Source organism: Sinomonas cyclohexanicum, assembly GCF_020886775.1.
Classification (GTDB): Bacteria; Actinomycetota; Actinomycetes; order Actinomycetales; family Micrococcaceae; genus Sinomonas; species Sinomonas cyclohexanicum.
Genome location: NZ_AP024525.1, coordinates 397,470 through 420,605, shown reverse-complemented (window position 1 = coordinate 420,605; position 23,136 = coordinate 397,470). Strand labels below are relative to the sequence as shown.

Below are 23,136 nucleotides of genomic sequence, written 5' to 3'. Positions count from 1 at the left end.
CAATGTGTGTGGTGGACCTCACACTATGGCCGCGCAAACCGAGGTGCAAGCGCTTACGCAGATCGTGTCCTCCCCGTAATCTTCGGAGGTGGACAGTCCGGACACGCACGTAGGGCACCCTCCCAAGCGAGGGTGCCCTACGGTGGCAGTATGCGTGGCGGAAGTCAGGCCTTGTCGCCCTTGAAGATCCCGGCGATCTTCGCGCCGAGGCCCTTGACGTTCTCGGTCACGTCCTCGGCAAGATCCTTGGCGTGCTGGCCGACGTCGCCGAAGAGGAACTCCTTGACGTTCTCGGTCGCGTCCGCCGCGAAGTCCTTGACGTTCTCGACGGCGTCCTCGGCGAAATCCTTGACGTTCTCGGCGGCGTCCGCCGCGAACTCCTTGCCCTTCTCCACCGCCGCGTCGAAGCCTTCCTTGGCGTTCTCCTGCGCGCCTCCGGCGCTATTGCCCTCGCTCATGTCTACCTCCCTGTCAGAGGCCGGTGCCGGCCGCTTGGCGTGGGCGAGATTGCGCCCCCACGCTTCAAGGTAGGGGCACTGTGCTGACCATTCAAGGACGCTTGGCCGCGATCGGGCGCATTGCCTCTCAGCGAACGCGCTCCGCCCGGCTGAACCGGGAGCGCGCCCCGGACGTGATGTGCACGAGCACCGGAACCGATATCCCGACAACCGTCTCGAGCCGGCACACGAGCCGCTCGGCATCCGCCGCGATCGCCGCGGGGTTCGCGCCCTGGCGGGCGACGAGGCGGACCTTGAGCGCCGTGCGCCCCTCGAACTCGACGGCGACGACGCTCGTGCCCAGCACGTCCTTGCGGGGAGCGAGCGCGGCGCGCATGGCCTGTTCGACCGCGGCCGCGGCGATGCTGATCCTGCCGGGCGCCTCACCCGGGACGAACTCGCCGCCCGGTCCGGCACCCCCATTTGGCCCGGTCGAGGCGACGAGGTCCCTGCGGCCCTTCCCCTGCTGCGCGACCCACCAGATCATCAGGAGCACGACGACGACCGCGGCCACCGTCAGGATCAGCCACAGCCATGACACCCGGGTCCCCGGCACCCGGGAACCCTCGAACACCGTGCCGACGGCCTCCGCGGCGGAGGGCGCCCACGTGTGCCACCAGGCCGCCATGGCGGGGACGGTGGCGAGCAGCACGAGGATCGCGCCGACCGCGAGGACGAGCAGCCCGAAGAGGAAGACGAGGACGCGGTTGAGCGTGCGCGGGGTGCCGTTCATGCGCCGACCACCCCCGACCCCTCGACGCGTACCCGCAGCTGCGGGTACGGCTCGGGCCGGAGCCGGGCGAGCTCGTCCTCGGTCGCGACGAGCACGTCCTCGGCCCGGACGGGGACCCCGGACGTGGGGCGGACGTTGACGACCGCCTCGCGTTCGGTCATCCACACGGTGACCTGCTCGGGGCGCACGACGGCGGCCGCGCGGGCCCGCCGGGCGATCGCGGACGCGAGCACCTCGTCGTCGACCACGACGGCGACCTTGCCGCCTGGGAGCGAGCGCCGCCCCCTGCGGCCCGGCCGGACCGCGACGACCACAAGCATGAACCCGACCATCACGAGCACCGCCCCGATCAGGCCCAGGAGGCCCCGGTTGGTGCCGGCCGGCAGCCCGGCGACCCTACGCGCGGCCGATTCCGGGTCGATCAGCCACGCCGGCTGCCCGAAGGCCTGGAGCGTGGACTCGAGGAGGAGGTACGCGCACGCCAAGGCAACCACAACGGCCACAGCGGCGGCGATATAGGCACGCGAGGAGCTCGTCTCGCGCCGCACTGCGGAGTCGAGCCCGTGGGGAGAGCCTGCCTCAGGGGACTGCCCCGAGAGGAGGTCAGACATGCGTGGCCTCCCCCCGGGGGACGAGCGGGCGCATGGGCCTGCCGGCGCGCATGCCCGAGATCCGGAGATCGACGCGCGAGAGGGTGGCCCCGCTGAGCTGCATGACGGAGTCGAGGATGCGCCCCTTGGCCACGGCGCAGCGTTCCCAGACGCTCCCGCCCCACGCGCTCAGTCTGGCTGCGTCGGAACCCGCGTCCGCGAGGTCGGGGATCACGATCGGCGCGACGACGCGCAGCGCGAGCAGGCCGGCGTCGTCCGTCCAGTCCGCGCGGACGTCGGCGGGCCGCACGCCGAGCTCTGCCGCGGCGGCGGCCCGCGCGAGGCTCGTGAGGGCCTGGGTGCTCACGCGGTTCAGCCCCGCGAGCGCGCGTCCCGGCGGATGGGACGGGGGCGCGGGCACGTGGCCGCCGGCCGAATCGGGGAGGGTCACGAGGAGGATCGCCGCCCGAGCAGCGCCTCCCAGACCCGCCGCAGGTCGAGGCGGCCCTCTGCAGCGCGACCGAGCACCGCTCCGACGGCCATGAAGATGAGGGATCCGAGGAACCCCCACACGCCGAACTGGAAGGACATGAAGGCGAGGAATGCCCCCGCGCCGATGCCCACGACCACCAGATTCACTGCACCTCGATTCCGGAGGGCTTGGCGCCCTGCCGCGCCTCGCCGATGAAGACGTCGGCGATCTCGACGTTGACCTCGATGACGGTCAGGCCGGTGAGCTCCTCGACCGCACGGTACACGGCCGCGCGGACCCGCTCGGCGAGCTCCTGCAGCGGCACGCCGTAGGCGGCCACGAGCGTCACGTCCACGGCAGCCTGCTCCTGCCCCACCTCCGCGCGGACGCCCGCCGCGTGGTCCGTGGGGTTCTGCGCCACGGCGTCCCGGAGCGCCCCCAGGGCGCGCGAGGGCACTGTCCCGAGCGAGTGGACGCCGGGAATCTGGCGCGCGGCGGCTGCCGCGACCTTGGCGACGGCGGCCTCATGCACGACCGTGCGCCCGGTGGCCACGGTGGCTCTCTCGTACGCGTCTGGCTGCTGGGTCACTGCGCCGCCCCTCCCCGGATTTCGCCTACGCGCCCTACCTTAGTACGGCCCACCGGCACTAGAACGGCACGCTCGCCTGTGACAGCATGACGTTCACCAACTCTTCTGCGACAGGCCTGGCTGGGGAGCCGCGCACGGTCAAGGAGGCCAGCCGTGGTGACCCCATCGGGACCGCCCGCCGCGCAGGCGTCCGCGAGCGGCGGGTGGCACGTCCGCACCGCCCCTCCCGAGCCGATTCCGCCCGAAGTCCTCGACCTCTTCGCGGCAGGATCCTTCACGCTGATCGAGGAGTACACGCTCAGCGCACCTGCGGGCGGCGGATCCGGCACGGTGACCGTGACCATACAGCAGCTCGGCCCTGTGCGGCGCGCCGTCATCGTGGCCCTGCGTGAGGCCCAGTGCCCTGAGATTGCGTACGGGACCGAGTCGGGTGGCCGGCTCACCTTCCGTTTCGAGGCCGGGGCGCACGACGACGGCGCCCGCCTCCTGCTGCTTGCGGTCCGGGCCGACACGGCCGGCGGGGGTCCCAGGCCCGATCCGCCCCGCACCCCACCCCGCCCCTGAAAGGAATCGCCATGAACAGCACAGTGAGCAGCGCGAGCCGGGGGTCCGGGCTCGGCGCGGAGGAACTCGCCGCCCTCAAGCCGCACGTGATCGACCTCCGCCGCGGTCTCCTCGCGACCGGCCCTGGTGGTGAGGGCGAGTACTTCACCACCGCCGAGGACGTTCAGGCCATCTTCAGCACCCACCTGCCAGCGTTCCTCTCCGGCCGGACGGGTCCGACGCCGCTCATGCTCAACGCGCACGGCGGCCTCGTGACGGAGGCGTCCGGGCTGCGCGCAGCGGCCCAGCGCATCCCGTGGTGGAAGGACAACGGGATCTACCCGATCTTCTTCGTGTGGGAGACCGGCCTCGTGACCTCGCTCGCCGACGCGCTGGCCGGCTGGCTCAGCGGCAGCCGCGGCCCCGGCGACTTCAAGGACCGGATCGTGGAGCTCGCGGCCAGATTCGGACAGGGCGAGCGGGTGTGGGGCGAGATGAAGCGGTACGCCGAACTGGCCTCGTCCGAGACCGGGGGCGCGAGGTTCTTCGCGGACCAGCTCGGCTCGTTCGTGGCGGCCCACCCGGACGCCCTCTCGATCCACGCGGTGGGGCACAGCGCGGGGTCGATCTTCCACTCGCACTTCCTGCCGGTCCTCCTCGACGGGCGCGGCGTGGACCGGGTCGAGACGGTGAGCCTGCTCGCACCCGCGGTGCGGACCGACACGTTCAAGGCCAAGCTCGCGCCGCTTGTGGACGCGGGCGTGGGGAAGCTCGCGATGTTCACCATGACGGACGAGCTCGAGCGCGAGGACAACTGCGTGCGGGTCTACGGCAAGAGCCTCCTCTACCTCGTGCGGGCGTCGTTCGAGCCCGAGGAGGGGGCCCCGATCCTCGGCCTGCAGGCGTCCATCGAGGCTGACCCGGAGCTGGCGGGCTTCTTCGGCGCCCCGGGCTCCGGCTCCTCGGCGGAGGCCGTGTGGTCCGTCGCGGACGCCGGGCCGGTATCGAGCAGCGACGCGCGCAGCCATGGCGCCTTCGACGACGATCCCGCGACCATGGAGAGCGTCATGCGCCGGATCCTGGGCCGCAAGGACATCCACTCGATGCCCGCGGTCCGCGGCGCCGAGCCCCTGTGGCCCGCGCAGCCGCGGGACGTCCCCGCCCCGACCTGGCCGCACACCGCCACCCGCAAGGCCCTCTGTGTGGGCATCAACCTGTACGAGCACCCCCAGGACCAGCTCAACGGGTGCGTCGCGGACGCCGGGGCATGGGCCACGGAACTTGAGAAGGCTGGCTTCCAGGTCCACTCACTCACCGACCGCGCCGCGACCCGCGAGGCGATACTCCTGAGGATGCTCGAGCTCGTGGCCACGAGCGCGCCCGGGGACACGCTCGTGATCCAGTACGCCGGGCACGGCACGACCGCGCCGGACCTCAACGGGGACGAGGCGGCCACCGGGCAGGGGCTGAACCAGGAGGACGAGGCCCTCTGCCCCGTGGACTTCCGCTCCGGCGAGCTCATCATCGACGACGACCTCGGCGCCGTCTGGGACCAGCTCCCCGAGGGCGTGGCCCTGACGCTGTTCTTCGACTCGTGCCACTCAGGCGACGGGCAGCGGAACATCCTCTCCCCCGACGAGCTCACCCAGGCCACCACGTCCCGGCGCCTGCCGCGGCGTGCGGTCCTCTCCGACGCGGACCGGGCCGCGTTCCGGGCCCGCCGCGGCTATCCGGCCGAGGTCGCGCCTCGCCCGCGACTGGTCCTCCGGTCTGCCGGCGACGTCACGGCGGGCGCCGCGCCCGAGGCGGGGAGCGTCGTCGACCGCTACCAGTCCGCGCGGGAGGTGCTGTTCAGCGCGTGCCAGCCGAACGAACTCGCCTACGAGACCGCCGGCCACGGCGACTTCACGACGAAGGCAGCCCCGCTGCTGGCCGCGTCGATCGGCACGATGTCCAATCAGGCCTTCCTGGACAAAGTGGCCGCGGACTTCGGCGGGCGCCAGCACCCGAAGGCCAACGGGCAGACTGCGCGGCTGGGCCTGACGTTCCTCGCCCCGGAGAAGCACGACGGCGGGCGGCCCACCGGCGCTGCGAAGGGCGCCATCGCGCCGCCGCCCGCGCCGCCGGGACCGGTGGCCGCACAGCTCGCAGGGCAGCGGGCCGACGACGCCGAGGTGGCTGCCCTCGAGTCCGCCCTCGCCGCGGCGCAGGCCGCGTCGGGACATCGGGCGGCGAAGGTCGCGCGGCTCCTGCGCGCGATCGCGGACGTGGTCGAGGAGTGACCCGATGGACGCGCCGGTGCACGGTCACGGCGGTTACCGGGTCGAGCGGCTCACGAGGGACCGGCGTGCCCTCGCCGCCGGCCAGGAGGTAGCGCGGAGGCGCCATCTCATGTACGGGCTCGTCGAGGCGGACCTCACGATGCCACGGGCCGCCCTGCGGGAGCACTTCGAGCGCACAGGGGAGCACCTCTCCTTCACCGCGTACGTGGTCACGTGCGCGGCCCGTGCCCTGGCCGAGTTCCCGCGCCTGAACGCGCTGCGCCACGGGCGCACGGTCGTGTTCCTCGACGAGGTCATCATCGAGGTCCTCGTGGAGCGGAATGTCGGCGGGCAGTCGGCGGTGAGCTACCTGCCCATCCGGCACGCCGACACCAAGTCCCTGCGCGACATCCACGACGAGATCCGTGCCGCCCAGCAGGGACCTCCGGACGTCATTCCCGGGCAGCGCTGGCTCGGCGCGATCCCCATGGTCGCCGTCCCGTGGCTCATGCGGTGGATGGGCCAGAGCATCCCCTGGGCGCTGCGGCTGGGCGTAGCGGGCGTCAACAACGTGGGCATGGGAACCGGCGCCGCGGGGTGGGCCGTGAGCCCGGGAGCCGGGACGCTGGCAGTGACGATCGGGGGCATCAGCCTCGAGCCGCGGTTCGAGGACGGGCGGGTGGTCGAGAAGGAGATCGGGCGGATCACGCTTACCGTGGACCACGACGTGATCGACGGCGCGCCTGCCGCGCGCTTCACATCCCGTCTGCTCGAGCTCCTCGCAGCAGGCGAGTCGGTGCGGGCGGCGGTCACACGCTGAGGTCCGCGAGGCTCGCGTCCATAGCGGCGCGGAGGGCGACGTCGCGGGGATCGTCCTTCGACTCGCCCATCCGGTTACACACGTACGCGTAGCCGATCCCGGCGTCCGGATCGGCATACCCGAACGACCCCCCGGCCCCGGGGGCGCCGAACGAACGCGGCCCGCCGAAGCGCCAGACCGGGCTGGGCCGCATGAAGCCGAGGGAGAAGCGGAGGTCCGCGCCCATGCACTCGTCGTGGAAGCCGTGCTCCGGCGGGATCGGCAGGGCGCTGAGCTCCGCGAGAGTCGCGGGCAGCAGGCCGAGCTCGGCACCGCCGTCGGCCATCACTCCGTACGCGTGGGCGAGGGCCCGCGCCGTCCCGACGCCGCCGCCCGACGGCACCTCGAGGCCCCGCGCGTAGACCCGCCGCGGGTCCAACGCGACGAGGGTCCCAGGATTCGCGATGACCGAGCGGTACAGCACCGAGCGCTTCGAGAACGCCGCCACCGCCAGCCGGGGCGAGAGCCCGAGCAGGTTACGGAACGGGTTGCGCAGCACGAGCGGAGCGAGACGGCCGTCGGGGATGTCCTCCGGGAGGTCGATGTAGAACTCCTCCCCGAGCCGCTCGGCGATCTCCTCCTGGAAGACCCGCCCAAGAGTACGGTGCCGCGGGTCGACGCGGCGGATGATCTCGCCCTCGTAGAAGCCTAGACTGATCGCGTGGTACGCTTGGCGGGTTCCCGGGGGCCACTCGGGCCGCTGGCGGGCCATGACCCCGGCCAGTCGGTCAAGGTCCGCGATGACGGCCCTGTCCACAGGCTCGTCGAACCCGAAGAGCCCCGCCTGGTGCGCGAGGAGCTGCCGGACGGTGATCCGTTCCTTGCCGTTCTGGGCGAACTCCGGCCAGTACGTGCAGACACGCTCGTCGTAGTCGAGCCAGCCGCGGGAATGGGCCAGGGCCATGGTCAGGGCGGCCATCCCCTTGGTGGCGGAGAACACGAGGGCCATCGTGCCCTCTTCCCAAGGCGCGCCGGTCCCCTTGTCCCGGATCCCGCCCCACAGGTCCACGACCCTGCGCCCGCGATGGTAGATGCAGCACGCCGCGCCGAGCTCGCCCCGCTCCGCGAAGTTGTCAGCGAACGCCGCCCACACGCGGCTGAACTCGGTCGACACGTAGCCGTGGACGGCGGTCTGCTCCGCCTCGTAGAAGGCCATGGCGTTTCAGGGGTCCCCCGAGCGTCAGCCCGCTTCGACCAGGAGCTTGAGGTTATCGAGGGTCTGCTCGCGCGCCCGCTGCTGCATGCGCTCGATGATGAGCTCGTCCGCGAACTTGCCGATTGCACTTCCCGGGACGTTGTAGTCGAACTCCGCGGTGACGTTCGTTCCGCCGTCGCGCGGCTCGTAGTCCCAGGTCTGCCACCCCTTGAGCGGGCCATCGAACTGGATGCGGACGTGCTGCCCGCCGGTCGGCGTCGGCGCGTTCTCGGTCACGCGCGTGGTGACATGGAAGGGGACCCCCGCCATGAGGTACTTGTGCTCGACGACGGTTCCCACACCGCCGTCGCCCTCGATCTTCTCGGCCTCGCCGAGGTTGACCCACCACGACGCCCAGTGCCGGGGGTCGGTCGCGACATCGACGACGCGCTCGACCGGCGCGTCGATTGGAATGCTCACCTTGATGTGGCCCATCGGATTCTCCTCACGCGAAGCAGCAGCCCGGACGCCGCCGACGGCGCGTGGTGCGGCAGCTGAAGCCGCTATGGAGCGCTGGGGCCGGGCCACCTCCGACGCTACGCGGGCGGCACCGGGCCCACTACGGCCCAAAGCCCCGTGACGTAAGGCCCCCAGGGGCCGCTCGTCAGGGGGCCACGAGCCCGTCGGCGACGACCCCGAGCATCGAGGCGATCTCCTCGCGCGGGATCTCGCTCGCATCGGCCACGGCCGCCACCGCGCCAACAAGCCGGGAGACCTCCATGGCGCTGACGCCGGGGCGGAGGGCCGGACCGAGCTCGTCGATGACGCGCTGGTTCGCCGTGAGGTACCTCGTGCACTTGGCCGCGAACGGTGATCCGGCGTCGCCGAGCGCGAGGGTGATGCGCGCGGCCGCACCCTTGTGGCCGTTGAGCAGGTCCACGTAGTCGGCGAACCAGCTCAGGAGGCGTTCCCGCGCGGGGGCATCGAGCGCGAGGGCCTGGTCCACCGCGGCGTTGACGCGGTCCGTCCAGGCCTCGAGGACGGCGTCATAGAGCGCGTCCTTGGTGGGGAAGTGGCGGTAGAGGGTCCCGGCGCCGACCTCGGCGGCCTTGGCGACCTCGTCCATCGAGACCTCGTTGAAGCCCTTGGCCTTGAACAGGGCACGCGCGATCTCGACGATGCGATCGCGGTTTCGGCGGGCGTCAGCGCGCACGGAACAACACCTTCCCAGAAAGAACTGCGCAGAAGCGGTTGCAAAGCGGAGAGTCTCTCCGTATAGTTCTAAGCGGAGCCTCTCTCCTCTTAGTGTACGTCAGCCCATCGGCCAGAACAGGACACTTCCCCATGCCATTCACCCTCGCAGCCCGCGCGCCCGCAACCGCAGCGCCAACCACCCACCGCGCCGGGACCACCGGCCTCTGGCTCGTCATGCTCGCCCAGCTCATGCTCGTCCTCGACGGGACGGTCGTGAACGTGGCACTCCCGCACATCGCCCGCGACCTCGGCTTCGCCCCCGCCGATCTCAGTTGGGTCCTCAACGGCTACGCCCTCGCGTTCGGCGGCGTCCTCCTGCTCGGAGGCCGCGTCGGGGACGTGCTCGGCAGGCGCCGAACGTTCCTCGTGGGCGTCGCCGCCTTCACCGCCTTCTCGCTCCTCGGCGGACTCGCCACCACTCCCCTCCTACTCGTGGCCGCCCGGGCCCTCCAAGGCCTCGGCGCGGCGTTCGCCGCACCGAACGTCCTGGCCCTCATCACCACCACCGCGAAGGACGACGGCGCACGCAACCGCGCGCTCGCCCTCTTCTCCGCGATCGCCTCGATGGGAGGCGCACTCGGGCTCATCCTCGGTGGGATCCTCACCGACGCCGCCACGTGGCGCTGGACGCTGTTCATCAACGTACCGATCGGCGTCGCGATCCTTCTCGCGGTCCCGCGGTTCGTCGACGAGACGCCCCGCCGAACCGGCCGCTTCGACGTGCTCGGCGCCGTGACCGCCACGGGCGGGGCCGTCGCCATCGTCTGGGGCCTGCTCCAGGCCGCCGACTTCGGCTGGCACGATGCCCGCACCATCGGCGGCCTCGTGGCCGGCGTCGTGCTCCTCGCGGTCCTCGGCGTCACCGAGCTCCGCGTGGCCCACCCGCTGCTCCAGCCACGGCTGCTGCGCAGCGCGAGCCGGATCAGCGCGCTCGCCGCGATGGCCGCCACGTTCGGCGGCATGCTCGCGATGTTCTTCCTCACGGTCCAGTACCTCGAGGACGTGCTGCACCTCTCGCCGCTTGTGACGGGCCTCGCGTTCCTGCCGATGCCGCTGAGCATCTTCGTGATGTCGCGGGTCATCCCGGGCCTGGTCGCGCGCTTCGGGGCAGAGCGGCTGGTCCTCGGCGGTGCCCTGCTGCGCGTGGTCGGGTTCCTTCCCCTCACGCAGCTGCGCAGCGACACGCCGTTCGCCGTGGTGGTCGCCGCGCTGCTGTTCACCGGCATCTCGGCTGGCATGACGTTCATGCCGCTCACCGCACTGGCCCTGCGGGACGTCGAGCCCGAGCACGCGGGCTCCGCGTCCGGCCTCTTCCAGACCATGCAGCAGCTCGGCGGGGCCGTGGGCCTCGCGATCGTCGCCTCGACCTACGCTGCGTTCGCGGTGCCGGGCGACTTCCTCGTGGGCGGCCGGGCCGGGTTCCTCTCCGCCGCGGTGCTCTCGGCGATCGCACTCGCGGCCGCCGTGGGGCTCGCGGTCCGGCCCCGGCGGTCCTGACCAGAGCTGGCCGCGCACCACGCCGGCCGGGCAACCGATCCGGAAACGCGAAAGGCCCCCGCGATTGCGGGGGCCTTTCCGATGTGGCTCCGACCGGCGTCGATCCGGTGACCTTTCGATTTTCAGTCGAACGCTCTACCAACTGAGCTACAGAGCCTCGATGATCTCTCACCGAAAGACAACCTGACCGTGGTCATGTCGCCGAAGCGACCCTGACGGGACTTGAACCCGCGACCTCCGCCGTGACAGGGCGGCGCGCTAACCAACTGCGCTACAGGGCCTTGTTTTCGCGGGTTCGAGCCCCGCTCACAAGACTTAGATCCTAGCAGACCTTTCAGGCCCGTCCAAAATCCAGATCCGTGCGTACCCCCAACGGGATTCGAACCCGTGTCGCCGCCGTGAAAGGGCGGTGTCCTAGGCCACTAGACGATGGGGGCCAGCTAGACCATCAAACTATAGGGCGCCCCGCTCTGGCCAGACAAATCCCGGTGCGGCGGCCTGGGCGCGCCGGGGTCCGGGGTGCGGCGGCCTGGGCGCGCCGGGATCCGGGGCGCTCAGTAGAGTTGTGGGCATGGACGCGGCGTGGATGACCGAGGACGAGTTCGAGGAGGCGGTGGACGCCGCCCTCGAGGCGATCCCGCGTCGCATCGCGAAGCACATGGACAACGTGGCCGTGTTCATCGAGGACCACTACATCCCGCGGCGCGGGGACGACCCGGACGTGGTGCTGCTGGGCCTGTACGAGGGCATCCCGCTGACCGAGCGCGGCGAGTGGTATGCCGCAGGCTCCCTGCCCGACCGGATCACCATCTTCCGCGAGCCGATCCTCGAGATCTGCTCATCCCGGGACGAGGTCATCGAGGAGATCACGGTAACCGTGGTGCACGAGTTCGCCCACCACTTCGGGATCGACGACGCGCGCCTCCACGAGCTGGGCTGGGGCTGACATGGGCCACTCGCACGGGCCCGGCGACGCGCACGGGCACTCCCACGGGCTGTCAGGGACCACGGCGACGGGCCGCCACCGGCGCCGCCTGATCCTCGTACTCGGCATCACACTCTCGGTGGTGGTGGTCCAGCTCGTCGCCGGCCTGATCTCCGGCTCCCTCGCCCTGCTGGCCGACGCCGGGCACATGTTCTCCGACGCCGCGGGCCTCGCGATCGCGCTGACGGCCGCGTGGATCGCCGCACGGCCGGCCACGGACCAGCGCACGTTCGGCTATCAGCGCGCCGAGGTCCTGGCCGCCCTCGCGAACGCGCTCGTGCTGATCGTCATCGCGGTGCTGATCTTCATCGAGGGCATCCGACGGTTTCAGGGCGAAGCGGAAGTCCAGACCACGCCGATGCTCACGGGCGCCGTCATCGGCGCAGCGGCGAATGTCAGCGGCCTCGCGATCCTGCACGGCGCCCACCGGGAGAGCCTCAACGTCCGCGGGGCCTACCTCGAGGTGCTCGGCGACCTCGTCGGCTCGATCGCGGTCATCGTGGCCGGGGTCGTGATCGTCCTGACCGGCTGGGTACAGGCCGACGCGATCGCGTCGCTCGCCATCGCGGTGTTCATCGTGCCGCGCGCGTGGTCGCTCCTGCGCGACGTCGTGGACGTGCTGCTCGAGGCCACTCCAAAGGGCCTGAGCATCGAGCGGATCCGGGAGCACGTCCTCTCGGCGCCCGGCGTGGTGGACGTGCACGACATCCACGCCTGGACCATCACCTCCGGCGTACCGGTGTTCTCGGCCCACGTGGTGGTCGAAGACTCCGTGCTGGGCGCCGAGGGCATGGACCGCGTGCTCGATCGGCTGCAGGACTGCCTCGGCGAGCACTTCGACACCGAGCACTGCACCTTCCAGCTCGAGCCGGCCTCACACCGGGAGCACGAGCCGGAGCAGCACGCCTGAGCCACACGAGAGCCCGATACCCGGCGTCATGCGGATCAGGGGGCGAGCATCGGGCCGAAGGAGGCCCTGTCTGCCAGACGCTCGTCGGCGTGGTCCGGGACCACCATCACGGGGCCCTTCGAGTGGTGCAGCACGCCGTCCGTCGTCGAACCCAGCAGCATGCCCGCGAACCCGCCGCGGCCGCGCGTGCCGAGCACGAGGAGCTGCACGGTGTGGGACACCTCGACGAGGACGTCCACGGGCGCGCCGTCGAGGAGGCTCGTCTGCACCTCGAGGTTCGGGAAATGGCTCTGCAGCCAGGCCGTGCCCGCCTTGAGCTGGGCGCGGATGTCCTGGAACAGCTGCTCGCGGTCCACCGGAGCGGGGACCCACGCGAGGCTTCCGCTGAACTGGGGCACCGCGCACACGATGCGCAGCGGGACGCCCATCATCATGGCCTCCTCGGCCGCGACGAGGACCGCCACGCGCGCCTGGTCGGAGCCGTCGACACCCACCGCGACAACGTCCTCGACCTTGGCCGGCCCTTCCTTGGCCTTCTCCTCGCGCAGGTGCCTGTCGTCGATCTCCTCGCCGATCCGCTCGGCGAAGCGCAGCGGGACGGTCACAGTGGCGCAGTGCGCGTGGGCCGGCAGGGCGCTCGACACGGACCCGAGGAGCCGGCCGACGAACCCGCCGCGGCCCCGGGTCCCGAAGACGAGCAGCTCGGCGGCCTTGGAGAACTCGAGTAGCACGCCGGACGCGTCGCCGGACTCGACGGACGAGGTGACCTCGACGCCGTCGACCTCGCCGAGCTCCTCGAGGGCCTCCTTGAGGACGGCCTCGGCGCCGTCGCGGATCACCGTGTCATCGAACGTCGCATAGCCGCCGTCCAGCCCGGACGCCGCGAAGAGCGGCACACTGTAGGCGGTGACGACGTGGAGCGGGCGGCGGCGGCGCTTGGCCTCGCCGGCAGCCCACTTGAGGGCGCACCGGCCATGGTCGGAGCCGTCAACCCCGACCACGATTCCCGTCGGAAGATCGGACTCCTCGGGGTCCTGGCCGGCGGGGCCGTCCTGCGGGTGGAGCTGCTCTGTCATGGCTGCCTCCTCGACTCGCTGCGAGCCTAACACGGTCCCTCCATGGCCAATGTCCGCCGGAATTCCGGGCCGGTCAAGGTGCCACAAGGCCCTTGCGAGCGGACATCGGACGAGCGGCGACCATGCCCCTACCCAAAGCGGTCGTTTTTCTGTAGGGTCGAAGCGTCGCCCGGATTCTGGAAGAAGACTTTCGCTTCTGGGCGGTGTTCTGCGAGCAGTCTGAGGGGAACGCGCGAGCAGCAAACCAACCGTGAACTCCGCAGGAGGACCGCTCGTGTCGACCCCGTCGCGCCAACAGGAGACTGCTGCCCCCGACGCCGTTGCCGAGTCCACCGGTGCGGTCATCATCGGGGACGGGCCTGTCCGGCCTTGCCGTCGCGGCAGAGCTCAACCGGCACGGCGTCCCTGCTGTCACCGTGGACGGCCTCGAGAACTCCTCCCCCTCGACCGCGACCACCGCCCTCCGCGTGGCCGACCTCTCCAGCGCCGAATCCGCCGAGTACCTCGACGTGCTGCGGCATCTGCGCAAGTACGCGGCGAGCCACTCCCTCGATGTCCGCCACCACGTCATGGCACGGCACCTCACGCTCGTCGAGGGGACGGACGAGGGCGCTCCGGCGCGCTGGGCCGTCCGCACCGAACACGGGCTCGTCATCGCGGACGCCGTGGTCCTCACCCGGTGCGCCCACAACCAGCTGCGCCGGTTCCTCGCAGACCTCGGCTACTCGCTCGGCGAGCATCTCCTCGAGGCGCTCGCGCAGATCGGCCTCTACCTCGTGGGCGTCACGGAGCTCTCCGCCCCGAGCACACGCGAGCTCCTCCGCCAGGCCAAGCACGTCGGCCTGGAGGTCGCCGCCCGCACGGGCGCGGGCCTCCAGCACGCCTGAGGCCTGCGCGCCCGCACGCCTGAGGCAAACGGTCCGAGGCGCCCGGCCGTCAGGCCCCGGCAGGCCCGGATGCGCCGGGCCCCGAGTCATCAGACCCCTCACCGCGCCCCAGCCGACGCCGGGCGCCGATCCCGAGCGCCGCGAGCAGGCCGACCGCCACGACCGCGAACACCACAATCACCCACGGGAAGTCCCCTGGCGCGGCCGGGGCAGCCGGCGGCGTCTGCGCGTTCCCCGGCTGCGACGCCTGGATCCCGGGAGCACCCCCGGCGCCCGGCGAGGTGGACGCGCCGGGCGCGGCGGCCGCCGTCGTGCTTCCGGCAGCGCTCCCCGCCGTCGCCATGAACGTGAAGGTGCCCTCGATGGGGTGCGAGTCGGAGGAGACGACGCGCCACACGACCGTGTAGGCGCCGCCAGGGGCGCCGGTGCGCAGCTTCTGGTGCACGCTGCGGTCCACGACCTGCGGCGTGCCGTCGGACCAGCTCGTCCCGGACGCGTCCGTGACCCGGATCTCCGCGCCGACCCCGAGGGGCCGCTCGCTGAAGTCGAGGCGCACCTCGTCGGGGACGCTCGCCACTGTGGCGCCCGACGTCGGCGCCGAGCCTTCCAGCGCGTCGTGGGCGAACGCTGGGGCCGGGGCCACGACAATGAGGGCCATGGCGGCGAGCGCAGCCAGCGCGCGGCGGAGGATGTGCATCACACCAGCCTAGTTTTCGACCATGCGTAGAACAACCGACCAGTAGGATTGATCCGGCCCCGGGGCCACCCCTACCCCTGGTGCCGCCCTTTGAACACCCTTTCAACCCCGCGTACAGGAGCGCCCATGGCATCGGCAGTGGATCGGTACTTCAAGATCACCGAGCGCGGCTCGACGGTCGCCCGCGAGATCCGCGGCGGCCTCGCGACGTTCTTCGCACTGAGCTACATCGTGGTCCTCAATCCGCTCATCCTCTCGGGAGCCGACGCGGCCGGGGACCACCTGGGGATCCCCCGCGTCGCGGCGATGACCGCGCTCGTGGCCGGCATCCTGACGATCCTCATGGGCGTGTGGGCCAAGCACCCGTTCGCCCTCGCCACGGGTCTCGGCGTCAACGCGTTCGTCGCCGTGACGGTCGCTACGCACCCCGGCGTGACGTGGCCGGACATGATGGGCCTGGTGCTCGTGGCCGGCGTCGTCATGTTCGTCCTCGTGCTCACGGGCTTCCGCACCGCGGTCTTCAAGGCCGTGCCGGAGGGGCTCAAGACGGCGATCGTGGTGGGCATCGGCGTCTTCATCGCCCTCATCGGCTTGGTCAACGCCGGGTTCGTGCGGCGCATCCCGGATGCCGCCGGCACCACGGTCCCGCTCGGGCTCGGCGACGCCGGCCGCCTCATCGGCTGGCCCACGCTCGTATTCGTCGTGGGGCTGTTCCTCACGATCGCCCTCATGGTCCGCAAGGTCCGCGGCGCGCTGCTCATCGGCATCATCGCCGCGACCATCCTCGCAAACATCGTGGAGCTCGTGTTCCACGTGGGCCCGTCCGTGGCGCCGGGGCAGCAGCCCAATCCGGCCGGCTGGTCCCTCGTGGTGCCCGGCCTGGGCAATGTGGCGCCCGTGGACCTGAGCCTGTTCGGCAAGGCGGACCCGTTCGGCGCGTTCAGCCACCTCGGCGTGCTCGGTGCGCTGCTGCTGGCCTTCGTGATCCTCCTGAGCATCTTCTTCGACGCCATGGGAACCATGGTGGGTCTGGCCCGCGAGGCCGGCAGCATGTCCGAGAACGGGCAGATCCCCAACGTGGACCGCGTGCTCCTGGTAGACGCGTTCGGCGCGATTGCCGGCGGCGGCACGTCGATCTCCTCGAACCAGATCTTCGTCGAATCCGGCGCCGGCATCGGCGAGGGCGCACGCACCGGCCTGGCCAACGTGGTCACGGGCATCCTGCTCATCGTGGCGATGTTCCTGACGCCGCTGATCAACCTCGTCCCGTTCGAGGCCGTGGCCCCCGCGCTCGTGATCGTCGGCTTCCTCATGTTCCAGCAGGTCGCGAAGATCGACTGGCAAGACATCGGCATCGCGATCCCCGCGTTCCTCACGATCGGCCTCATGCCGTTCACGTACTCGATCGCCAACGGCCTCGGCGCGGGCTTCATCTCCTACGTCCTCGTCCGCCTGTTCCAGGGCCGGGCGCGGGACATCCACCCGCTCATGTGGGCCGTCGCGGCGGCGTTCCTGATCTTCTTCGGCATCGGCCCGGTGGAGAAGCTGCTCGGCTTCTAGGGCCTTCCGGCGCCGTCGGGCGGCGTCATACGCTGACGACGGCGCCGCGCCGGCTGCCGCCCACAGGTCGCCGCGCGCGGGCGCTGCCCCAGCAACGGAAGGGAACGACATGGCCTACACCGTCGGCTACTTCATCGGCAGCCTCTCCCAGAAGTCGATCAACCGCACGCTCTCGAAGGCGCTCATCCGCCTCGCGCCCAGCTCCCTGGAGTTCGAGGAGATCCCCATCAAGGACCTCCCGCTCTACAACCACGACTTCGACGCCGACTATCCGCCCGAGGGGCGCGCACTCAAGGAGGCGATCGAGCGCCACGACGCGGTCCTGTTCGTCACGCCCGAGTACAACCGGGACATCCCCGGCTCGCTCAAGAACGCGATCGACTGGGCGTCCCGCCCGTGGGGCACCAACTCGCTCAACCGTAAGCCGTCCGCCATCATCGGGGCCTCCCCGGGCAAGATCGGCACGGCGGTGGCGCAGCAGAACCTCCGGGGCATCCTCGCGTTCTGCAACTCGCCCCAGATGAGCGCGCCGGAGGCCTACATCCAGTTCACGCCGGGGCTCATCACCGAAGACGGGGAGGTCAACGACGCAAGCACCGAGCAGTTCCTGCGGCACTTCATGGAGGAGTTCGCCCAGTTCGTGGAGCGGGTCCTCACGGTGCTGCCGAAGCAGGGCTGACCCGGGCGCGGCCGGCCCCGCGCCCGCGCAGTGCGACGACGGCGAACGCGGCCGCGAGCGGGAGCGCGACGACGGCCGCGCTCAGCCATGCGCCGACGCCCTGGCCACCTTGGACCGCGGCGTTGAGTGCGACGACGCCGGTTCCGCCCGCGGCGAGCAGGAAGGCCGCCGCTGCGGCCGACGGCGCCGCCCACCTCGGGAGCGGAACGGACCTCGGCAGGAATCGCCACAGGAGGAGGAGCGCGAGGCCCACGACGCCCAGGAGCACCCGGTACTCGACGACCTCGCCCCAGTGGTGCGCGGCCGCGGCCTGTGCGCAGTCGAGGCCCGGGTAGGGGGCCTGGAGCACGGCGCAGCGCGCGGCCGTGTACGCGTTGCCGGGCAGGTCCCCGGAGACGAATCCGGCGCCCCACAGCCGGCCGAACACCTCCGAGAGGACACCGCTGAGCCCGACCGCGATCGCGCCGACGGCTGCTAGTCCCACGGCGGGCCGGACGAACGCGCGCAGCGGAAGCCCGCCGAGCCCGCTGGCCTGGGCCCGCAGCGCCGGGGCGACCGCAGCGACCGGCCCGAACCGGCGCACGGCCTCGCGTTCGGCATCCTCGGGGCCCAGGCCCTGGGCGCGCAGACGCGCCGCGGACTCACGCAGGTGTGCCTCGGCCTCGGCGAGGAGGCGGCGTGCTGCGGCCGGATCGCTGTCCCGGGCCGAGGCGAACAGCTCGTCGAGGTACGCGTCGATGGGGCTCATGATGCCGCCCCCAGCACGCCGTGCACGGCGGAGGCGAAGCCGTCCCATTCCCGTCTCCTGCGTTCGAGCTCGGTGCGTCCCGCGGGGGTGAGGGAGTAGACGCGGCGGCGCGCGGCGTCGTCGTCCGCCCAGCGGCTCGCCGCCCACCCGGCAGCCTCGAGCTTGTGCAGCGCGGGGTACACCGAGCCCTCCTGGAGCTCGAGGCGCGCGCCGCTGCGCTCGTGGATGCGCGCGATGAGCGCGTAGCCGTGGGCCTCGCCCGCGCCGAGCGAGGCCAGAAGGAGGAGGTCGAGCTGTCCGTTCACTGCACTGCGTCCCATACCTAGACAATCTAGGTACGTCAGGGACGCAGCGCAAGAGGTCAGCGCGCCACCGGCTCGTGACGCAGGTACTCGCGCCGGAAGGTGCCCGTGCCCGCGCTCAGCCCGCGGAGCTCGACGGCGTAGCGCAGCAGCTCGGCATCCGGCACCTCCGCGGAGATGTCCGTGAGCTCACCGCCGGATGCGGTCCCCGTGACCCTCCCGCGGCGCGAGGAGAGGTCGCTCATGACGGCACCGACGTGCTCGTCCGGGACGCTGATGGTCACGGCGGAGACGGGCTCGAGCAGCTGGATCCGCGCGGCCGCGGCCGCCTCGCGCAGGGCGAGGGCCCCGGCAGCCTGGAATGCGGCGTCCGAGGAGTCGACGCTGTGCGTCTTCCCGCCCACGAGCGTGACCTTGATGTCCACCACGGGGAACCCCTCCGCGACGCCCTTCGCCATCTGGGCGCGCACGCCCTTCTCGACGGACTCGATGAACGTCCTCGGGATCACGCCGCCCACGATCCGGTCCACGAACTCGAACCCTCCCCCACGCTCAAGCGGCTCGACCTCGATGTCGCAGATCGCGTACTGGCCGTGCCCGCCGGACTGCTTGACGTGGCGGCCGTGCCCCACGGCGGCGGCCGCGAACGTCTCGCGCAGGGGCGTGACGACGTCCACGGTCGCGAGCTTGACGCCCTGCTCCCGCAGCCGGTCCAGCACCACGTCCGCGTGGGCCTCGCCCATGCACCACAGGACCAGCTGGTGGGTCTCGGGGTTCCGCTCCACGCGCAGGGTCGGGTCCCCGGCGGCGACCTTGGCAAGGCTCTTGGCGAGCGCGTCCTCGTCGCCGTGCGAGGCGGCCTCGACGGCGACCGGCATGAGCGGCTCGGGCATGTCCCACGGCGCCACCAGCATCGGCGCCTCCCGGGCGGAGACGGTGTCCCCGGTCTCGGCGCTCAGGCGTGCGACGGCGCACAGGTCCCCCGCCACGGCGTACGGCGCCGCCTGGAGGGTCGCCCCGAACGGCGTGAAGAGGTGGCCGAGGCGCTCGTCCGCATCGTGGTCCGGGTGGCCGCGGTCCTCGAGCCCGTGCCCGGCCACGTGCACGGGGGTCTCCTCGCGAAGCGTGCCCGAGAAGAGCCGGACGAGGCAGACCCGGCCGAGGAACGGGTCCACGGTGGTCCGCACGACCTCGCCCACGAGCGGTCCGTCCGGGTCGCAGCGCAGGCCCTTCACCGGCTTGCCCTCGAGGTCCGTTACCACAGGGACCGCGTGCTCGGCCGGCGACGGGAAGCCGCGCCGGAGCACCTCGAGGACCTCGGCCGTGCCCACCCCGGCCGCGCCAGTCCCTGCCAACGCAGACGTGGGGACCACCGGGAAGAACGAGCCCCGCGCAATGGCCTTCTCGAGGTCTCCGATGATCGTCTCGAGCCCGATGTCCTCCCCGCCGAGGTAACGGTCCATGAGGGTCTCGTCCTCGCTCTCGCCGATGATGCCCTCGATGAGCGCCCCGCGGACGTCCTCCCATCCGGCGAGTTCCTCGTCGCGCGCGGGCCGCATCTCGGGCTGGAGGGACCCCCGGAGGGGGACCCGGAGTAGTCCGAGACCGTCCGGGTGAGCAGACCGAGGAGGCCGGCCAGCGCGCCGTCGTGCGTGACGGGGACGTACAGCGGCAGGACCGACTCGCCGAACGCGGCCTGGCTTCGCGCGAGTGCCGCCTGGTAGTCCGCGCGGGGGTGGTCGAGCTTGGAAAGCACGACGGCGCGCGGCATCCCCACGCGCTCACACTCGGCCCACAGGGCGATGGTCGCGGCGTCGATGTCCTCGGCGGCCGAGACGACGAACAGGGCGCCGTCCGCGGCGCGGAGCCCGGCGCGGAGCTCGCCCACGAAGTCGGCGTAGCCGGGGGTGTCGAGCAGGTTGACCTTGACGTCGCCGGACATGACCGGGGCGAGCGAGAGCGCCACGGAGCGCTGCTGGTGGACGGCGGCGGGGTCGGAATCGCTGACTGTGGTGCCGTCCGCGATGGTGCCCATGCGGGTGATCGCGCCGGTCGAGGCCAGGATCGCCTCGAGCAGGATCGTCTTGCCCGCCCCCGAGTGGCCCACGAGGGCCACGTTGCGGATTAGCTCTGAGCGGTTCACCGCTGCCGGGCCAGATCCCTTCGCCGAACCGTTGGTGCCTTTGCCCGACATGGGTTCCTCCGTCTCTCGCGTGAATCGAACCGGCGCTGTCTTGCCCCTATCCTGCCCCTCGGGCCGGGATGAGGCGAGAGGGCGCCGCCGGCGAAATCCGAGGTGCACGTCTGGAGGTGCACGTCTGAATGTCACGTCCTGGGAGTCAGCTTCTGGAAGTCACGTCCTGGGAGTCAGGTCCCGCGAGTGCACCCACGGGAGATGCCCTCCAGGAGGTGACTCTCAGAAGGTGACCTCCAGGAGGTGACTCTCAGACGGGGTCGGGTGTGCGGGCGAGTCGTCCGGGGTTCCGGACAGATGCCGCCGCTGGGTATGGCGCGGGGCCGCCCCGATGCTGTGTGCTGGGGGGATGAGCGAAGCGCCCACCCACAGCCCCGCCGCACCCGCCCGCGTGGACATCCCCTGCGAGCCCTGGTCCGGCCGCAACGACGGCGACTCCCGCGAACACCGCCGCTGGTGGCAGGCCGCACGGCCGCACACCCCGGGGGAGCTCGCCGCGTCGGTTCAGGCCGCGCACGACGGCGCCCGCTCGACTCCCGCCGTGCTGCTCGGCTTCCGCTCGGAGGAGGGCGTGCGGCGCAACAAGGGCCGGCTCGGCGCCGCCGAGGGGCCTGCGGCGATCCGCGCGGCGCTCGGCCCGCTCGCATTCCACCTGGACCGCGACGTCTTCGACGCCGGCGACGTCACCGTGGTGACCGGCGGGGACGAGTTCCCCGGCGACCTCGAGGGCGGGCAGGAGCGCTTCGGCGCCGCCCTCGCCGCCGCGCTCGATGCCGGCGCCCTCACCGTGGGCCTCGGCGGCGGCCACGAGACGGCATTCGCGAGCTACCTCGGCGTGGCCGGATCCGAGCGGTCCGGCGGCGTCCGGGTCGGCGTGCTGAACCTCGACGCGCACTTCGACCTGCGCGCCGAAGACCAGCCGACCTCCGGCACACCGTTCCTGCAGATGGCCCGCGCCGAGGCGGCCGAGGGGCGCACGCTCCAGTACGCGGTGCTCGGGATCTCGCGGCCCAACAACACGCGCGTGCTGTTCGACCGCGCCGACGAACTCGGCGTGCGGTACCTGCTCGACGAGTACACGACCCGCCAGACGGCCGAGGCATTCGTCGAGGACTTCCTCGCCGACCTCGACGCGGTCTACCTGACGATCGACCTCGACGTCCTCCCCGCGGCCGTCGCCCCCGGCGTGTCAGCCCCCGCCGCGGTGGGCGTACCGCTCGAGGTAATCATCGCCGTCGTGCGCCGGATCGCGGCGAGCGGGAAGCTGCTCCATGCGGACATCGCCGAGCTCAACCCCTCGTTCGACATCGACGGGCGCACTGCGAAGGTCGCCGCCCGGCTCGTGGACACGATCCTGGGATAGCGGCTCGCTCAATCGGCATGGCAGGCCCTGGGCGGCATAGCAGGCCGCGGCCACGGCCTGTTATGCCGCCGCGGGCCTGCCCTCGCCCCTCCACTGGATCCCCCACAGGAACACGGCCGCCGCCGCGGCCCACAGCCCGGCGAGCCACAGCGGGTCCGGGATGAATGCGAGCGCGCCGGTCTGGTCGACGGCGAACGCGTACCGGCTGTCGTCGAGGACCAGCTCGTCCGTGAGGCCCGCGGGCGGAACGGGCGGGAGCCCGCGGGTCACGTCCGCCACGAGGGCCAGGTAGATCCCGCGGGGGTCGAGGAGCAGCCCGGAGAGCAGGGACAGCGCCGCGAAGACCAGGGGCGGCGCGGCGAGCCATGCGACCTTGGGGTACCGCGAGGCCCGGCACGCGAGGTCCACGAGCCGCAGCTGCGAGAGCGCGAAGCCGATCATGGTCCCGGTCGCTGAGAGCGTGAGGAGCGTGGTGAGCCAATCGCCCATCTCGGTGGCCCGGAACACGGCCAGCGCGGGGTGGGACGTCTGGGCGGCCAGGCGGTCGAGCCCGAACGCGGCGATCCCCACCACGAACCCGCACACGAGCCCCCGCCCCGCGTAGTCCCCCGCCATGGCCAGGGACGCACCGATCCTCGGCCGGCCGCTCGCGAGCACGATCGCGAGCCACGCCCCGACCACCCCCGGAGTCGAGGCGAGCAGCACGCTCAGCCCGACGAGCGTCGCGTACTGGCTCACCACCACGCCCGCCGCGTGGTACCCGAGGAGCCCGTTGACGAGCATCGCCGCGAGCGCGAGCAGCACGAGCGCCCCCACGAGCCCGCGCCGCCGCCCGGAGCCGTGGCGGTGAGCGGGCCCCGGGGCATCGCGCAGGCCGTACCACCAGCGCACGACGCCGGCCCTCGCCTCCCGCCGCCAGCTCGCCGACGCACGCACGACGGCGCCGGGCACCGCCACGCTCGAGAGCTCCGGGAGGCGGCCGGCGAGCACATCACGCCGGGTCCGGAGCGCGGCGGAGGCGACGGCGAGCGCGGCCGCGGCGAGGACCACGATCGGGGTACCGGCCCAAGCCGTCGGACCCGCAGACCGGGCCGCCACCGACAGGCCGAGGAGGGCCCCCGAGCCCGCCGCGCCGGCAGCCCCGAGCCAGGCAAGGCGCCGCGAGAGGAGGCGCGCGCCGTCGTGCGCGTTGCCCCAGGCCCACACCGCGAGCGCGGCGCAGAGGACCGCGGCGAGCCACGCGGCGGCGGCCGCTCCCGGGCCCGGCTCATCCGGCAGGATGATCGTCACGGGGCCAGCATATCG

24 protein-coding genes, 3 tRNA genes and 1 pseudogene are annotated in these 23,136 nt (G+C 72.1%); 10 read left to right on the top strand and 18 right to left on the bottom strand.

The features are described 5' to 3' along the window. Positions 1-164 precede the first annotated feature (164 nt). From SCMU_RS02070 to SCMU_RS02045, 6 genes are all read right to left on the bottom strand, one after another. Positions 165-458, bottom strand: coding sequence for a hypothetical protein (locus tag SCMU_RS02070; RefSeq protein WP_229231310.1), 294 nt, complete (start codon positions 456-458; stop codon positions 165-167). Between the two features lie 127 nt (positions 459-585). Further along, complete coding sequence (locus SCMU_RS02065) at positions 586-1,230, bottom strand: hypothetical protein (protein WP_229231309.1); 645 nt, start codon at positions 1,228-1,230, stop codon at positions 586-588. Then, positions 1,227-1,841, bottom strand: coding sequence for a DUF6286 domain-containing protein (locus SCMU_RS02060; RefSeq protein ID WP_229231308.1), 615 nt, complete (start codon positions 1,839-1,841; stop codon positions 1,227-1,229). Before SCMU_RS02060 ends, SCMU_RS02065 begins: the two co-directional genes overlap by 4 nt. Further along, on the bottom strand, positions 1,834-2,241 hold the full coding sequence (locus tag SCMU_RS02055; protein WP_443020372.1) for a hypothetical protein: 408 nt from the start codon (positions 2,239-2,241) through the stop codon (positions 1,834-1,836). The genes SCMU_RS02060 and SCMU_RS02055 overlap by 8 nt, the downstream gene beginning before the upstream one ends. A gap of 26 nt (positions 2,242-2,267) precedes the next feature. Continuing rightward, a complete protein-coding gene (locus SCMU_RS02050; protein ID WP_229231306.1) occupies positions 2,268-2,459 on the bottom strand; it encodes a hypothetical protein in 192 nt (63 codons plus the stop codon). Then, the gene (locus SCMU_RS02045; RefSeq protein WP_229231305.1) at positions 2,456-2,881 is read right to left on the bottom strand and encodes an Asp23/Gls24 family envelope stress response protein; all 426 of its coding nucleotides are present in this window, start codon (positions 2,879-2,881) and stop codon (positions 2,456-2,458) included. Before SCMU_RS02045 ends, SCMU_RS02050 begins: the two co-directional genes overlap by 4 nt. 153 nt (positions 2,882-3,034) lie before the next feature. On the opposite strand from SCMU_RS02045, the gene SCMU_RS02040 reads away from it, so the two are divergent. Genes SCMU_RS02040 through SCMU_RS02030 form a run of 3 tightly spaced genes read left to right on the top strand, consistent with a single transcriptional unit; the run spans position 3,035 to position 6,505 of the window. Then, positions 3,035-3,445, top strand: coding sequence for a hypothetical protein (locus SCMU_RS02040; RefSeq protein ID WP_229231304.1), 411 nt, complete (start codon positions 3,035-3,037; stop codon positions 3,443-3,445). A gap of 11 nt (positions 3,446-3,456) precedes the next feature. Continuing rightward, positions 3,457-5,706, top strand: coding sequence for a caspase family protein (locus SCMU_RS02035; RefSeq protein ID WP_229231303.1), 2,250 nt, complete (start codon positions 3,457-3,459; stop codon positions 5,704-5,706). A 4-nt stretch (positions 5,707-5,710) separates the two neighbouring features. Further along, on the top strand, positions 5,711-6,505 hold the full coding sequence (locus tag SCMU_RS02030) for a 2-oxo acid dehydrogenase subunit E2 (RefSeq protein WP_229231302.1): 795 nt from the start codon (positions 5,711-5,713) through the stop codon (positions 6,503-6,505). Here SCMU_RS02030 and SCMU_RS02025 read toward each other — a convergent pair. From SCMU_RS02025 to SCMU_RS02015, 3 genes are all read right to left on the bottom strand, one after another. Continuing rightward, positions 6,495-7,700, bottom strand: a complete 1,206-nt coding sequence (locus tag SCMU_RS02025; RefSeq protein ID WP_229231301.1) for a serine hydrolase domain-containing protein — start codon at positions 7,698-7,700, stop codon at positions 6,495-6,497. The two genes, SCMU_RS02030 and SCMU_RS02025, sit on opposite strands and share 11 nt — an antisense overlap. A 24-nt stretch (positions 7,701-7,724) precedes the next feature. After that, positions 7,725-8,174: an SRPBCC family protein gene (locus tag SCMU_RS02020; RefSeq protein ID WP_229231300.1), complete on the bottom strand. Its 450-nt coding sequence runs from the start codon at positions 8,172-8,174 to the stop codon at positions 7,725-7,727. 169 nt (positions 8,175-8,343) lie between these two features. After that, a complete protein-coding gene (locus SCMU_RS02015) occupies positions 8,344-8,892 on the bottom strand; it encodes a TetR/AcrR family transcriptional regulator (RefSeq protein WP_229231299.1) in 549 nt (182 codons plus the stop codon). 131 nt (positions 8,893-9,023) lie between these two features. Here SCMU_RS02015 and SCMU_RS02010 point away from each other — a divergent pair, with 131 nt between their 5' ends. Beyond that, positions 9,024-10,430 carry an MFS transporter gene (locus SCMU_RS02010; protein ID WP_229231298.1) on the top strand — a complete coding sequence of 469 codons (1,407 nt, stop codon included), beginning with the start codon at positions 9,024-9,026 and terminating at the stop codon, positions 10,428-10,430. An 84-nt stretch (positions 10,431-10,514) separates the two neighbouring features. Here the strand turns inward: SCMU_RS02010 and SCMU_RS02005 are convergent. The 3 genes from SCMU_RS02005 to SCMU_RS01995 all read right to left on the bottom strand — a co-directional run bounded on the left by SCMU_RS02005 (position 10,515) and on the right by SCMU_RS01995 (position 10,867). Then, positions 10,515-10,587 (bottom strand) — tRNA-Phe (locus SCMU_RS02005). Positions 10,588-10,637: 50 nt separating this feature from the next. Next, a tRNA-Asp gene (locus SCMU_RS02000) sits at positions 10,638-10,711 on the bottom strand. A gap of 83 nt (positions 10,712-10,794) precedes the next feature. Next, positions 10,795-10,867, bottom strand: a tRNA-Glu gene (locus tag SCMU_RS01995). Between the two features lie 134 nt (positions 10,868-11,001). On the opposite strand from SCMU_RS01995, the gene SCMU_RS01990 reads away from it, so the two are divergent. After that, positions 11,002-11,376, top strand: a complete 375-nt coding sequence (locus SCMU_RS01990; protein ID WP_229231297.1) for a metallopeptidase family protein — start codon at positions 11,002-11,004, stop codon at positions 11,374-11,376. Between the two features lies 1 nt (position 11,377). Next, positions 11,378-12,325 (top strand): cation diffusion facilitator family transporter, encoded by a 948-nt coding sequence (locus tag SCMU_RS01985; protein WP_229231296.1) that lies wholly within the window; start codon positions 11,378-11,380, stop codon positions 12,323-12,325. A gap of 35 nt (positions 12,326-12,360) precedes the next feature. Here the strand turns inward: SCMU_RS01985 and SCMU_RS01980 are convergent, their stop codons facing one another. Next, positions 12,361-13,401, bottom strand: coding sequence for a universal stress protein (locus SCMU_RS01980; RefSeq protein ID WP_229231295.1), 1,041 nt, complete (start codon positions 13,399-13,401; stop codon positions 12,361-12,363). Between the two features lie 335 nt (positions 13,402-13,736). Between SCMU_RS01980 and SCMU_RS01975 the strand changes: the two genes are divergently transcribed. After that, a complete protein-coding gene (locus tag SCMU_RS01975) occupies positions 13,737-14,288 on the top strand; it encodes an NAD(P)/FAD-dependent oxidoreductase (RefSeq protein ID WP_229231294.1) in 552 nt (183 codons plus the stop codon). A 49-nt stretch (positions 14,289-14,337) separates the two neighbouring features. Here the strand turns inward: SCMU_RS01975 and SCMU_RS01970 are convergent, their stop codons facing one another. Next, positions 14,338-14,985: a copper resistance CopC family protein gene (locus tag SCMU_RS01970; protein ID WP_229231293.1), complete on the bottom strand. Its 648-nt coding sequence runs from the start codon at positions 14,983-14,985 to the stop codon at positions 14,338-14,340. A gap of 126 nt (positions 14,986-15,111) precedes the next feature. On the opposite strand from SCMU_RS01970, the gene SCMU_RS01965 reads away from it, so the two are divergent. Both SCMU_RS01965 and SCMU_RS01960 read left to right on the top strand, forming a co-directional pair. Then, positions 15,112-16,545, top strand: coding sequence for an NCS2 family permease (locus tag SCMU_RS01965; protein WP_229231292.1), 1,434 nt, complete (start codon positions 15,112-15,114; stop codon positions 16,543-16,545). 109 nt (positions 16,546-16,654) lie between these two features. Further along, positions 16,655-17,224, top strand: a complete 570-nt coding sequence (locus SCMU_RS01960) for an NADPH-dependent FMN reductase (protein ID WP_229231291.1) — start codon at positions 16,655-16,657, stop codon at positions 17,222-17,224. Here SCMU_RS01960 and SCMU_RS01955 read toward each other — a convergent pair. The 3 genes and pseudogenes from SCMU_RS01955 to SCMU_RS01945 form a co-directional block, all read right to left on the bottom strand. Continuing rightward, positions 17,199-17,972 (bottom strand): permease prefix domain 1-containing protein, encoded by a 774-nt coding sequence (locus tag SCMU_RS01955; RefSeq protein ID WP_229231290.1) that lies wholly within the window; start codon positions 17,970-17,972, stop codon positions 17,199-17,201. The genes SCMU_RS01960 and SCMU_RS01955 overlap by 26 nt on opposite strands. Further along, a complete protein-coding gene (locus SCMU_RS01950; RefSeq protein ID WP_229231289.1) occupies positions 17,969-18,292 on the bottom strand; it encodes a PadR family transcriptional regulator in 324 nt (107 codons plus the stop codon). The genes SCMU_RS01955 and SCMU_RS01950 overlap by 4 nt, the downstream gene beginning before the upstream one ends. Positions 18,293-18,333: 41 nt before the next feature. Beyond that, a pseudogene (locus tag SCMU_RS01945) lies at positions 18,334-20,468 on the bottom strand (elongation factor G-like protein EF-G2). A 349-nt stretch (positions 20,469-20,817) separates the two neighbouring features. Between SCMU_RS01945 and hutG the strand changes: the two are divergent. Continuing rightward, complete coding sequence (gene hutG, locus SCMU_RS01940; protein ID WP_229231288.1) at positions 20,818-21,831, top strand: formimidoylglutamase; 1,014 nt, start codon at positions 20,818-20,820, stop codon at positions 21,829-21,831. A 60-nt stretch (positions 21,832-21,891) separates the two neighbouring features. On the opposite strand, the gene SCMU_RS01935 is transcribed toward hutG, so the two are convergent. Further along, positions 21,892-23,121 (bottom strand): hypothetical protein, encoded by a 1,230-nt coding sequence (locus SCMU_RS01935; protein WP_229231287.1) that lies wholly within the window; start codon positions 23,119-23,121, stop codon positions 21,892-21,894. Positions 23,122-23,136: the final 15 nt, after the last annotated feature.

Excerpts from the sequence above, each read along its gene's own strand:
- SCMU_RS01950 (WP_229231289.1), bottom strand. The coding sequence starts at position 18,292 with ATGGGACGCAGTGCAGTGAACGGACAGCTCGACCTCCTCCTTCTGGCC.
- SCMU_RS02060 (WP_229231308.1), bottom strand. The coding sequence starts at position 1,841 with ATGTCTGACCTCCTCTCGGGGCAGTCCCCTGAGGCAGGCTCTCCCCAC.
- SCMU_RS02020 (WP_229231300.1), bottom strand. The coding sequence starts at position 8,174 with ATGGGCCACATCAAGGTGAGCATTCCAATCGACGCGCCGGTCGAGCGC.
- SCMU_RS01955 (WP_229231290.1), bottom strand. The coding sequence starts at position 17,972 with ATGAGCCCCATCGACGCGTACCTCGACGAGCTGTTCGCCTCGGCCCGG.
- SCMU_RS01960 (WP_229231291.1), top strand. The coding sequence starts at position 16,655 with ATGGCCTACACCGTCGGCTACTTCATCGGCAGCCTCTCCCAGAAGTCG.
- hutG (WP_229231288.1), top strand. The coding sequence starts at position 20,818 with ATGAGCGAAGCGCCCACCCACAGCCCCGCCGCACCCGCCCGCGTGGAC.
- SCMU_RS01980 (WP_229231295.1), bottom strand. The coding sequence starts at position 13,401 with ATGACAGAGCAGCTCCACCCGCAGGACGGCCCCGCCGGCCAGGACCCC.
- SCMU_RS02070 (WP_229231310.1), bottom strand. The coding sequence starts at position 458 with ATGAGCGAGGGCAATAGCGCCGGAGGCGCGCAGGAGAACGCCAAGGAA.
- SCMU_RS02010 (WP_229231298.1), top strand. The coding sequence starts at position 9,024 with ATGCCATTCACCCTCGCAGCCCGCGCGCCCGCAACCGCAGCGCCAACC.
- SCMU_RS01985 (WP_229231296.1), top strand. The coding sequence starts at position 11,378 with ATGGGCCACTCGCACGGGCCCGGCGACGCGCACGGGCACTCCCACGGG.
- SCMU_RS01970 (WP_229231293.1), bottom strand. The coding sequence starts at position 14,985 with ATGCACATCCTCCGCCGCGCGCTGGCTGCGCTCGCCGCCATGGCCCTC.
- SCMU_RS01965 (WP_229231292.1), top strand. The coding sequence starts at position 15,112 with ATGGCATCGGCAGTGGATCGGTACTTCAAGATCACCGAGCGCGGCTCG.
- SCMU_RS02035 (WP_229231303.1), top strand. The coding sequence starts at position 3,457 with ATGAACAGCACAGTGAGCAGCGCGAGCCGGGGGTCCGGGCTCGGCGCG.
- SCMU_RS02030 (WP_229231302.1), top strand. The coding sequence starts at position 5,711 with ATGGACGCGCCGGTGCACGGTCACGGCGGTTACCGGGTCGAGCGGCTC.
- SCMU_RS01990 (WP_229231297.1), top strand. The coding sequence starts at position 11,002 with ATGGACGCGGCGTGGATGACCGAGGACGAGTTCGAGGAGGCGGTGGAC.
- SCMU_RS02025 (WP_229231301.1), bottom strand. The coding sequence starts at position 7,700 with ATGGCCTTCTACGAGGCGGAGCAGACCGCCGTCCACGGCTACGTGTCG.
- SCMU_RS02065 (WP_229231309.1), bottom strand. The coding sequence starts at position 1,230 with ATGAACGGCACCCCGCGCACGCTCAACCGCGTCCTCGTCTTCCTCTTC.